At 41.9% G+C, this 11,357-nt stretch carries 12 protein-coding genes; 4 read left to right on the top strand and 8 right to left on the bottom strand.

Going from position 1 to position 11,357, the window contains the following annotated elements:
- Positions 1-125 precede the first annotated feature (125 nt).
- The gene (gene cysK / locus ACYTXL_RS20280) at positions 126-1,088 is read right to left on the bottom strand and encodes a cysteine synthase A (protein WP_292794429.1); all 963 of its coding nucleotides are present in this window, start codon (positions 1,086-1,088) and stop codon (positions 126-128) included.
- Between the two features lie 18 nt (positions 1,089-1,106).
- Positions 1,107-1,589: an RrF2 family transcriptional regulator gene (locus ACYTXL_RS20275; RefSeq protein WP_334791507.1), complete on the bottom strand. Its 483-nt coding sequence runs from the start codon at positions 1,587-1,589 to the stop codon at positions 1,107-1,109.
- A gap of 212 nt (positions 1,590-1,801) precedes the next feature.
- Here ACYTXL_RS20275 and cysE point away from each other — a divergent pair, with 212 nt between their 5' ends.
- Positions 1,802-2,530, top strand: a complete 729-nt coding sequence (gene cysE, locus ACYTXL_RS20270) for a serine O-acetyltransferase (protein ID WP_461921470.1) — start codon at positions 1,802-1,804, stop codon at positions 2,528-2,530.
- Between the two features lie 172 nt (positions 2,531-2,702).
- On the top strand, positions 2,703-3,293 hold the full coding sequence (locus ACYTXL_RS20265) for a Crp/Fnr family transcriptional regulator (RefSeq protein WP_292794431.1): 591 nt from the start codon (positions 2,703-2,705) through the stop codon (positions 3,291-3,293).
- Between the two features lie 113 nt (positions 3,294-3,406).
- Here the strand turns inward: ACYTXL_RS20265 and ACYTXL_RS20260 are convergent, their stop codons facing one another.
- Positions 3,407-4,051 carry an NIL domain-containing protein gene (locus tag ACYTXL_RS20260; protein ID WP_461921469.1) on the bottom strand — a complete coding sequence of 215 codons (645 nt, stop codon included), beginning with the start codon at positions 4,049-4,051 and terminating at the stop codon, positions 3,407-3,409.
- 411 nt (positions 4,052-4,462) lie between these two features.
- On the opposite strand from ACYTXL_RS20260, the gene ACYTXL_RS20255 reads away from it, so the two are divergent.
- Positions 4,463-4,969, top strand: a complete 507-nt coding sequence (locus tag ACYTXL_RS20255; protein WP_461921468.1) for a hypothetical protein — start codon at positions 4,463-4,465, stop codon at positions 4,967-4,969.
- 185 nt (positions 4,970-5,154) lie between these two features.
- Here the strand turns inward: ACYTXL_RS20255 and ACYTXL_RS20250 are convergent, their stop codons facing one another.
- The 4 genes from ACYTXL_RS20250 to ACYTXL_RS20235 all read right to left on the bottom strand — a co-directional run bounded on the left by ACYTXL_RS20250 (position 5,155) and on the right by ACYTXL_RS20235 (position 8,636).
- Positions 5,155-5,421: an NIL domain-containing protein gene (locus ACYTXL_RS20250; RefSeq protein ID WP_461921467.1), complete on the bottom strand. Its 267-nt coding sequence runs from the start codon at positions 5,419-5,421 to the stop codon at positions 5,155-5,157.
- Between the two features lie 205 nt (positions 5,422-5,626).
- Entirely contained in the window at positions 5,627-6,505 is an 879-nt protein-coding gene (gene cysW, locus ACYTXL_RS20245) for a sulfate ABC transporter permease subunit CysW (protein WP_461921466.1), read from the bottom strand.
- Positions 6,492-7,349, bottom strand: a complete 858-nt coding sequence (gene cysT / locus ACYTXL_RS20240; RefSeq protein WP_461921465.1) for a sulfate ABC transporter permease subunit CysT — start codon at positions 7,347-7,349, stop codon at positions 6,492-6,494. The genes cysW and cysT overlap by 14 nt, the downstream gene beginning before the upstream one ends.
- A gap of 93 nt (positions 7,350-7,442) precedes the next feature.
- Positions 7,443-8,636 carry a sulfate ABC transporter substrate-binding protein gene (locus ACYTXL_RS20235; RefSeq protein ID WP_461921464.1) on the bottom strand — a complete coding sequence of 398 codons (1,194 nt, stop codon included), beginning with the start codon at positions 8,634-8,636 and terminating at the stop codon, positions 7,443-7,445.
- A 403-nt stretch (positions 8,637-9,039) separates the two neighbouring features.
- Here ACYTXL_RS20235 and ACYTXL_RS20230 point away from each other — a divergent pair, with 403 nt between their 5' ends.
- The gene (locus ACYTXL_RS20230; RefSeq protein ID WP_461921463.1) at positions 9,040-9,645 is read left to right on the top strand and encodes a hypothetical protein; all 606 of its coding nucleotides are present in this window, start codon (positions 9,040-9,042) and stop codon (positions 9,643-9,645) included.
- A gap of 84 nt (positions 9,646-9,729) precedes the next feature.
- On the opposite strand, the gene ACYTXL_RS20225 is transcribed toward ACYTXL_RS20230, so the two are convergent.
- Positions 9,730-10,509 carry a class II glutamine amidotransferase gene (locus tag ACYTXL_RS20225; RefSeq protein ID WP_461921462.1) on the bottom strand — a complete coding sequence of 260 codons (780 nt, stop codon included), beginning with the start codon at positions 10,507-10,509 and terminating at the stop codon, positions 9,730-9,732.
- Positions 10,510-11,357 lie beyond the last annotated feature (848 nt).

The following is an 11,357-nucleotide window of genomic DNA, read 5'->3' as shown; positions in this document are numbered from 1 at the left end:
AATAACGAGGGGGACGTTTCACAATTAACCCTCCATTCCTCCCACCACCAAACTGAGTACAGTTTTGGTGGGGGTCTCCTGGAGGGTTAGATGAAAAATCTAAAATCTAAAATTACTATATGGAATCAAACTTTACTCAACCACTCATTCTCCTCTGGGTCTTTGAACAGTGAGGTACTGAGGTAGCGTTCGCCGAAGCTAGGCTGGATCATGACGATGAGGCGGCCGGCATTTTCTGGTCGTTGTGCCACTTGAATAGCCGCGTATAAAGCAGCGCCAGTAGAAATCCCCGATAGCAATCCTTCTTCTTTTGCTAGGCGACGGCTGTAAGCGATCGCTTGCTCATCTGCTACCTGAATCACTTCATCTACCAGTTCTGGACGGTAAATTGCTGGGATAAATCCCGCGCCGATACCTTGGATTTTGTGAGGTCCCGATTTCCCACCTATTAATACCGGACTGTTGCTTGGTTCAACTGCGATCGCTTGAAAACTCGGCTTCCGTCCTTTAATAACTTCTGCAACTCCGGTAATCGTCCCACCAGTACCCACTCCCGCCACGAGAATATCTACTTTTCCATCGGTATCATCCCAAATTTCTTCGGCTGTGGTTTCGGCGTGAACTTTCGGGTTAGCAGGGTTGCGGAACTGCTGCAACATATAAGCATTGGGCGTTTGAGCTAAAATCTGTTCTGCACGACCGATCGCCCCTCGCATCCCTTCTACCCCTGGTGTTAACTCTAGTTGAGCGCCATAAGCTTTGAGCATCAATCGTCTTTCCTGGCTCATTGTGTCAGGCATCGTTAGAATAAGATCATAACCCTTAGCGGCCGCCACCATCGCCAGCGCAATTCCTGTATTCCCAGAAGTCGGCTCTACTAAAACGGTTTTTCCAGGGTGAATCAAGCCTGCTTCTTCTGCCGCTTCCACCATACTCGCGCCAATCCGGTCTTTTACAGAAGATGCTGGGTTCATGCTTTCTAGCTTCACCACAATCTGAGCAACCGCTCCCGACGCTTGGGGAATCTTGTTTAATTGAACTAAAGGAGTTCGTCCGATTAACTCTGTGATATCTTTCGCTATCCGCATGTGAATACTCCGTCGTGTCTAAATATAATACATCGGACTCTGCTGTGCGCGAGTTTCTCTTTCCTGGCACAAGTCTTGGAGTGTATAACGACCCAAAACTTCAATTGAGGCAGCGTTAGCTTGCTCCCAAACTTCATAAACCAGAGTCTTTTCCAGAGTGCAAGAGTCAGAGATATCTTTCTCTTTCCGCTCGCCTTCAACCAAAGTGACAATTTCCAGTATTGTAATCTGCCAAGGTTCACGAACTAAAACGAAACCTCCTTTAGAGCCGCGTTGACTTTGCACTATACCAGCACGCCGGAGGTTGGTCAAAATTTGTTCTAGATAGCGCTCAGGTATAGTTTGCTTGGCAGTGATCTCGCTCATGGTTAAAGGAAGTTTTTTCCCGTGGTGGCTTGCCAGTTCTAAGAGTGCCAGCAGCGCGTATTCCACTTTGGAAGACAAATCCAAGAGAGCATAGTTTTGGCTATTCAAGACTGTACTCAATATACTACGGTGAATTGAGGGACTTATCGCAGTTTATGCGAAATTAATTTTTTCCGAGTGTGGAATGTGATAGCATCCCACTTATTACCCACACAAACACTATACTCTATCGATTTACCGTAGATTTTTATCTGACACAATTCCCATGAAGACTTGATCTTTTTGTGGGAATTATCCTGAGTTTCTGTTTTCAGAGCCTCACTTACCAACGAAAATCCCAACAGAGTATGCTACTAACTGATTTGCGAACCATTTTTGAGCGTGACCCAGCAGCCCGTAACTGGCTAGAAGTATTGTTCTGTTACCCTGGACTTCAGGCCCTAGTATTTCATCGATTGGCACACTGGCTGCATAAAATGGGAATTCCCTTCATACCTAGATTTATCTCTCATATTAGTCGATTTTTAACCGGGATTGAAATCCATCCTGGGGCATTAATTGGCCAGGGAGTGTTTATCGACCACGGTATGGGAGTTGTAATTGGTGAGACTGCGATCGTGGGTGATTATGCTCTAATTTATCAAGGTGTCACCCTTGGCGGGACTGGGAAAGAAAGCGGCAAACGCCATCCAACTTTAGGTTCTCATGTAGTTGTGGGAGCGGGTGCGAAGGTATTGGGAAATATTCAAATAGGCGATCGCGTCCGTATTGGAGCCGGTTCTGTGGTGCTGCGAGATGTGCCCAGTAACACTACTGTAGTTGGGATTCCAGGGCGCGTGACTCGTCAGAATAACTTACCCACCAATGTTCTGGATCATGATAAAGTACGCGACGTAGAAGCTGAAGTAATCCGCGCTTTATTTGAACGCGTCAAGGCTCTAGAGAAACAGTTCGAGCAGTTGCAAGATCAATCAAGCTTGTCTCCAACTGAGCTTGGCGACGAACCAACCGACAACCCTAAGAGCAAAAATTCTGATGGGATGATTGAAGATTTTCTTGATGGTGCGGGAATTTAGAAAATGGGCATGGGGCATTGCCAGGGGGGAAATAATAACTCCTGTACAGACGCGATTAATCGCGTCTCTGCTCCTAACTCCCCACTCCCCTCTTTAAAATACCCATAGCCTCTTAGAACCTGATATAAATATAATACTACGGTTAATTTATCGGAGAATAGTGCTATATAATATGGTGTCTTCCTACACAAGCTTGTCTAGTTTAAGTAGTAATAATACTAAGCAACTTTTTGGCCGTAGGTCATTTATGCCAGAACATCAAAACCGCCTTTGGAAGATTGAAACTGGTTTTGTTCGGACTTTTACCTATCTTGAAGATGGTACAACCGTCGCTCTGGGATTGTGGGGTCCAGGAGATATCGTTGGTAGGGCTTTGTCAAAATTAGAACCTTATCAGATGGAATGCCTTACTAAAGTGGAGGCGACAAACTTACCCTTAGAGGAATGGACTCAACTAACAGAAACTCTACTTGCCCATATCCAACAGGCTCAAGAATTGATGATCATTCGTAGCCATAAAAAAGTGGATACTATGCTGATCAAGCTGTTGGCATGGTTATCTAAAAAGTTTGGTTCGGAAGTAGAGAAGGGACGTTTAATAGATATGCGTCTGACTCATGAAGACCTAGCCGAAATGGTCGGTTCAACTCGTGTGACTATCACTCGTGTTCTTGGGCAGTTTGAGCAAGAGGGCTTGATTGCTCGTCTTTCCCTGCACCGAATTGTCCTGCGAGAAGAAGAAATTTGGTACTACGAAATTTAGATTATTTCAGCAAAACTAGCGATCGCCCTCAGCATAATTCATAATTACCCTACTAATAAATTTGATCGCTCAAAAAATTATGAATTATGAATTACGAATTATAAATTATTTGGTTAGCGATCGCTATAAACGCTAGACAAATCCACCCAAATCGGTAGCCCCAGTTTTTCTAAATAACTCAGGCTAGAGTAGAGTTGCTTTGTTCTCCCCCACAAATCCAAGTCAAACCAACCGTCATCTTGCGTATCGGGTTGAAGTCTAGCACTGGTGATATTCACTGTTAGTCCATAACCAGAAACTAATTCGGAAATCACCGGTTCTTGATAATAGGATTTTAAAACGCACAGTTGCAAGCGTAATCGATTGGTTTGACCCAGAGAAATCCATTGCTGGAATTGTTCTTGCCATTGATTTGTCAGCGATGCAGAGTCTTTAGGACTCAGTTTGCTAGCTGGGTTTGGGAAAGGTAAAGAGTGCTGGTTGGGTTGAATGTGGTTAGCGATCGCTAGTTCTAGCAAATTTACGCCCAATCCTTGCAAGTAAGATAAGCTATTTGTCAGTTTTTGAGGATTTCCTGAAAGTTCCAAATCAAACCAACCGTCCCTGTCACTCTCTGATGTCAGGGATGCAGCTTTGATATTTACGGTTAAACCATAACGAGATACCAGTCGGGAAATTACAGGTTGCCTGTGATAGCACTGAGGCACGAGAATTCGGCTGTGAACTGAAGCGGGTTCTACTGATTTACTCTGAGACATCAGATTAATTCCCAATAGCGATGTCTAGGTTGGGCTGCGCCTACACAATTTTGGGGTTCGGCAGAGAATTTTGCTGATCCCGTGCCCCCATAACTCAATTGTGTCTGCTTGGATGCCAGCCTCATAGAGATTTTCATATTTTGGCTCTTATTAAACTACGGTAACTCTATCGATTTAATGAATTTAATTGTTATGTAAAAGAGATTCTCACAAAGTCTGCAAAAAAACAATGGGTAAATTCACGTAAAATTATCCTCAGGCGATCGCTTTAATCCTTACTAAGCGAAGCGATTAAAGGGTTCCCGAAGTCAGGTTAGGGGATGTTTTAAGAATTTTGTTAGATATTAAATCATAGTGGGCATACTGCAAGTATCAAGTAAATAGCACCGAAATAGGCAAAACAGTATGTTGATGACACAGCCGCAAGAAGAAATTACATCATTGAAGCAAAATTTAAGACGTGAAATCAAAAAACTATTAGGTGCTTCAGGCATCAATAACCTGAATTCAAAGCTAGAAAGATCAGAACAAATTGAGAAAATTCTTAGTATAGATAAATATAAAATTGTTTTTATAGGTACTATTGGTAAAGTAAAAAATACAGCCATCTGTCATCTTTTTAACCTAATTAGTGACTTCAAAGTTTCCAAGACAATTAATGGCAAAACTAAAAATGTAAGCGAAACTAAAAAGTTACTCTCAAGGGGTTCAGGCAGAATTACTACATGTGAAGTAATTATTAAAGCATCTGAAAAAACTTACAGAGAGATAGAGCCTTATACAGTTGATGAGATGGAAAATCTTATTTTTGATTTCTGCAATTCTATAGTCTCCTATGATGTATGTGGTAAATACTGCAAAAAACAACCAAATTTTGATTTCCAAGATTTTGAACAACTAATTTCTATCGCTTATTAAAGAAAAACCTAACCTTGTTCCCGACGCTCTAAGGGGGCAAATTGAAAGTCTCTCTCCTTTTAGGAGAGAGATAAAGAAGAGAGGTTTTCCAGATAGCCTGAAAAGTCAGATAAAACGAGAGGGTTTATATTAGGTATGAGGGCGCACAGATAGTTATACGCCCCTAGTATGTGTTGCTATAACCTTTACCAATCACTTAGTTTAGTGTCATCCCAGACTTCTAACTCCAAATCGTGGAGATAGGTTAACCCGCTCTGAATTTGTGCATCTGTTCCTTGTAATTCAAGGTCAAACCAACCATCACCGACAGCATTCGCTCCCAAAATCGCTGCCGTGATATTCACAGTCAGTCCATAGTCAGACACCAGGCGAGAAATGACAGGTTCCTGGTGATAATCCTTGGGGATTCTAAGGCGAATCCGTTTATTGGTAAGTGTATTATCAGTAGCCATATCTGAATTATTTCAATCCCTGATCAGGATTGGTACAGAACTACCCTTAATCCTAATGGTAATTTCCTGATAGCTTATAGGTAAATTGTACCATGTCCGATGATTTGCTTGTATCTTATTCAAAGGATAACTTTTTAATTAAAGCCGTGCTAGAAGCACGGGGTTTTAAACCGAATTTTCTGATAACTATAATCGCTTGATTTTTCTATTCAACATCTTTAATACTGGTTTTACGTTCTAAAATTTCCTTTAGCACCAAGGTTACTACTGCTAGCAGCGCCAACAGTACAGCCGCAGAGAAAGCAGCCTCGGTTTCGTATTGTTTGTAAGCATCTTCTACAAACAGTGGTAAACTCTGGGTTTTGTCAGCAATGTTGCCAGATACCACCGAAATTGCCCCGAATTCACCCATTGCTCTGGCATTGGTCAAAATTAAACCGTACAGTAAGCCCCAACGGATACTGGGCAGGGTGACGCGCAAAAATATCTGCCAATCTTTTGCACCTAGAGTTCTAGCAGCTTCTTCTTGATCCTTGCCAAATTCCTCTAAAACAGGAATCACTTCCCGCGCCACAAAGGGCATACTTACAAACGCTGTAGCCAGCACCATACCTGGAAATGCAAAGATAATCTTGATATCATGGGCCTGGAGCCAAGGGCCAAACCAGCCATTGCGTCCGTAAAGTAGCACAAGCATCAATCCTGCGACTACGGGCGAAATCGAAAAGGGTAGGTCAATTATGCTCAAAACTATGGCGCGTCCAGGAAATTTATGACGAGCGATCGCCCAAGCTGCACATAATCCAAATACTGTATTCACAGGCAGAGCAATCAAAGCCAGCAACAGTGTCAGCCAAGCTGCATGCAGAAAAGCTGGCCGCGTCAAGTTGGACAGAAACGGACTAAATCCTTTGCTGAAGGCTTGGACAAAAACGTTGATTGCAGGAATGTATTGAACTAGGGCTAAATAGGCGATCGCTATACCAATTAAAACTATTGGCACCCAACTATTCTGCACTTTAAGAGGTTTGGCTGTATCTGATACAGGTGCAGATGAGTGAAAACTTGGCTTATCTACTGTCATATCGCCTTGCCCATGCTTGTAAGAAATTAATTGCCAATAGCAGTATCAATGAAATTGATAGTAAAACTATGCCAATTACTGTTGCACCAGAATAGTCATATTGCTCTAATCGCTGGAAAATCAGCACAGGTGCAATTAAATCTTTAAATGGCGTATTGGAAGAGATAATCACAGTCGAACCATACTCTCCAACTGCACGGGAGAAACCCAAGGCAACACCAGTTAAAATCGTCGGAAATAAAGGCGGTAAAATTACTTTCCAGAAAGTCTGCCATTGAGAAGAACCTAGACACCAAGCGGCTTCTTCAATTTCATGTTCCATTTCCTGAAGCACGGGTTGCACGGTTCTCACGATAAAAGGTAGTGAGATAAATATCATTGCTACCGCTACTCCCGTGCGGGTAAAAGACACCTTAATTCCCAGTGGTGCTAGTAGCGAACCGATCCAGCCATTATCGCTGTAAACTGTTGCCAGGGTTAGCCCTGCTACCGAAGTTGGTAGTGCAAAGGGTAAATCTACTGTGGCGTCAATCAAGCGTTTGAAGGGAAAGTCGTAGCGAACCAGAACCCAAGCAATCAGAGTCCCAAATACGCCATTCAGTAAGGCAGCAAATATTGCTGTAAAAAAAGTGACATTGTATGTTGCTAATGCGATATCACTGGTTGCGATCGCCCAAAATCTCGCCGGAGTTTCTGTACTCGCTTTCAGGAACATGGCAATTATCGGGATAAATAACATCACCGTCAAGTATCCTATGGTGATTCGCCAAGTCCAGGGAACTCGCCCCAATTTCTTCCAAAAGGGTGTTTTACGTTCAACTTCCACAGAATGAGATACAGTCATAGTCAAAAATTCAAAGTTTAAAATTCAACAGAAGTTTTTTCTCAGTGGTCGGTTGTTTTTTCTACTGGCTACCGACCATTGACTAATGACTAATTACCGCTTCTTTTGGGCTTGAATCTTGTCAAACAGTCCCCCATCTGCGAAGAACTTTTTATCAATTGCTTCCCAACCACCGAAGTCTGCAACAGTACCCAAAGTTTTCACCTTGTGAAATTTGTCTGTGACTTCTTTAGTTTGAGCTAAAGTTTCATCCACAGGTCGGAATCCGAATTTGACAAACTCTTGCTGTGCCTCTGGGGTATAAAGATATTTGACAAATCCTTCAGCAACTTCGCGCGTTCCGTGCTTATCGACGTTTTTATCTACCACAGCGATCGGATTGTCGATGGATATATTCACATCGGGAACGACATAATCAATCTTTTGCCCCTTTTGTTGTGCCAAGATAATTTCATTTTCATAGTTAATCAAGGCATCTCCCTGACCCTGCTTGACAAACGTATCCGTAGCTTCCCGCGCATCCTTAGTCAGGATTGGCACATTATTGTAAACGTTGGTCACAAATTTAGTAGCTTTAGCCTCATTTCCACCAGTTTTAATCACGGAATTCCAAAGCGCCAGGAAATTCCACCTAGCAATGCCTGATGTCTTGGGGTCAGCAGTAATCAGTTTTACACCACTTTTTGCCAAATCTTCCCAAGTCTTGATGCCTTTAGGGTTCCCTGAGCGAGTTACTAATGCTGCCACAGTTTTAGAGACAATACCATTATTGGGAACTTCTTTCTCCCATCCCGGCTGAATCAATCCAGCTTTCTCAATCTTTGAGGTGTCTCCAGACAATGCTAAGTGAACAACATCTGCTTCCAAACCATCGATAACGGCACGAGTTTGGGAACCAGAACCGCCATAGCTTTGCTTGAAGACGACAGTTTGATTATGATCTTTTTTCCACTGTTCTACAAACTTGGGAATGATCGCTTCGTGAGCCGCTTTGGTAACTGCAAAGGAAACCAGAGTTAGTTCAACATTATCTTTGGTTGCAGCAACAGGACTAGCATTAGCATTAGGGGATTCTGTGGAAGAATTACTCCCAGTTCCACCGGAGCAGGCGGCAAGCGCTACACTCAATACAGTACCTACTAAAAAGAGTGATAGAAAGCCTTTGAGCGAATTTAGTCTGAACCGATACGTTCTATATTCAGCGTAGGCGTAGCCCGCCTTCTCTACGAGACGCTCCGCGAACGGCATCGCTTGTAACCTTTTCAATGTGCGTTGCCACAAACTCATTCTATTTTCTCCATTAAATCTACAAATAATTGATGGGAATACAGTTATATAGTGTTTATCATACTGGATGATGCCATGTATCTAGTTGCAAACACCAAAAAACCTCAGATTCTTTATCAAGAATATGGTGATTCTACCAGTTTTGTGAGGAATTATAAATACTTTTATTTTTAACTATTTAACCCTCGTGTCGATAGATACTCCAGTTTTCAAGCTGGGCGAAGCTATCAGTAGGTCGTTTGCAAGGTGATGAGCGTTTACCAGTGTTATCGGGGATAGACTTGGAGTTAACTGTTGCTCAGGTGTTTGGTTGTCTAAAAATCAGCAGCTAGAGAAACCCTAGTAAAATTGATGAATATGTTTGAGAGCATTACATTAAAACTTAAGTGATGAGTTTTCAGAAATGAAATCCTATACTGACATATATAACGACTATCGTGATAATGTTTATCCCTGTGCAGAGAAGGAATATTCTTGGTATAAAAAAGCTGACAATTTAAGAGATGCTGTCAAAAAAGCTTTTCTTAGCGAAGACGAGCAGGGAAAAGTTCATAGTCATCAATGCCGTGTTGGTCGCCAACGTCTAGCTTTAGCGGTTGAGATTGCCTTAGAATATTTTGATGGTCACTATATTAGTAGTTTTGAAAACTTTCACAGTATTTACCAATTTGTTGAGTCTATTAGCTATGAAGTAAAAGGTTTTGGTCAATTAGCCACTTATGATGTCGCACTTCGTATTACTAAATATCTAGGTTGTGAACTTCAGAAAGTCTATCTTCATGCAGGTGTTACGATTGGTACTCGCGCTCTAGGCTTTAATGTCAAGGATGGAGATATCATATCTGTAGAACAATTTCCTGTACCATTTAACCAATTAAGCGGAGATCATCTAGAAAATTTACTTTGCATCTACAAAGAAGTGTTAGCTAATTCTATAGCCGAAGTAGGTAAAACTTGTATTTGTCCAAAAACCAATTCTTCCTGCATCAGTAAAAACGGCTGCGCTTAAAATGCTAATAATATATGAAAAGGATGAAAAACAAAACCCATCTAGAAATTATCTAAATGGGAAAAATCGAGCAAATATTTATTCTTAACTGAATGCATATTTCCGGGGTAATCCGTCTTGAAATATTAGCAATTCTCCCGGTTTAATTTGTGTCCAAAGTTCGTTGTCAGTCAGGGGTGTTGTAGCAATGACAGCGACGCGATCGCGTTCAGTAGTCACCTCTCGAAAATCTACGGTCATATCTTGGTCAATTAAATGGGCAGCTGCAAAGGGCGCTTGGCGAACAATGTAGCTGAGTTTGGTTGAGCAATAAGCAAATAAATGTTCTCCATCTGATAATAAATAATTAAATATACCCAGTTCTGCAATTACATCAGTAATTTGTTGTAGCACAGGGTAGAGTTGTTTGATGTCAGGCTTACCTTCAGGAAAATGCGATCGCAATGTTTCTAGGATCATACAGAATGCTTTTTCGCTATCGGTGTCACCTACGGCTTGATAAAAGCCCAAATTTTCCGGTTCAAAATTTGGCAAATTACCATTATGGGCAAACACCCAATACTGACCCCACAATTCTCTGCGGAAAGGATGGCAGTTGTGTAGGGCAACTTCACCCTGAGTGGCTTTGCGGATATGAGCTATGACATGGGTTGAGTGGATGGGATAACTCCGCACGAACTCCGCTACTGGAGAAGCAACAGAAGGTTGGGCATCTAAAAACATTCGACATCCCTTTCCTTCAAAGAAAGCAATGCCCCAACCGTCGCTATGATCATCCGTTTTTCCTCCCCGTGCAGAAAACCCTTCAAAAGAAAAGCAAATATCCGTTGGGACATTGCAGTTCATTCCGAGCAATTGGCACATAATAAAGTCATAGCAATAGTTTCAGCTATTAAGAAAATTATAATTATTCATACCATTAGCGTGCTATTTTAGAGCTTTTTGTCAATTAAAAACGTATTTAACCTGACATTCTTCGTTAGTTCAAAAATACTATTGATGTACCAAGAGCATACCGTAAAGCGAGCGTATCTTTAGAGGATGTTTGAAAAGTATAAGCACTTTAAAGACAAAAAGACCAGCATCCCACAGCTGGTCTAGAAAATCTTTTTTTGCGTTGTCTTCTCAAGAGAGTTAAAACCCAATTGCGCGTTCCCAAAATGCAAGGGGCAACTTTTCTTAACAATATTGTAACAGCCAACACAGATTTTTCTGGAATATTTATTAAAAAAGATAGGAACAAAGCTTAAAAACCTCTATCTATCAGGATAATTCAGCAGATCGCAGGGTATAGATGGGGGAGGTGAGGCAATACGGTTCGGTTAAGAATATTTGTAGGTTGGGTTGAACGAAGTGAAACCCAACAAACCCTACAACTTTTGGGTTTCGTTCCTCAACCCAACCTACACATTTTTATTTTTTGGGCTTAACCGAACCGTATTGGGAGGTGAGGGAGCAGAAGGAGTGACAGAAACCAATGACTAAGGAATAAGAATTAAATAAGATACAATTTATGTCCCTGGCTTACCTCACCCTCAATCCCTCTCCTTATAAAGGAGAGGGATTGAGAGACAGGATGAAGTTTTGCATTTTATTTAATCCACGTTCCTAATGAGCAGTAAGCAACTCTTTCTCTGAAGCCACTGAGCTTTAGCCCAGATCGAGCATACCAAACAAGGACATTTGTCCTTGCAACTGGCAGGTCATCCCCG

The sequence above is a fragment of the Nostoc sp. genome, from assembly GCF_054880495.1.
The sequence above is the reverse complement of the archived record's forward strand: the minus strand, read 5'-3'. Positions and strand labels throughout refer to the sequence as shown.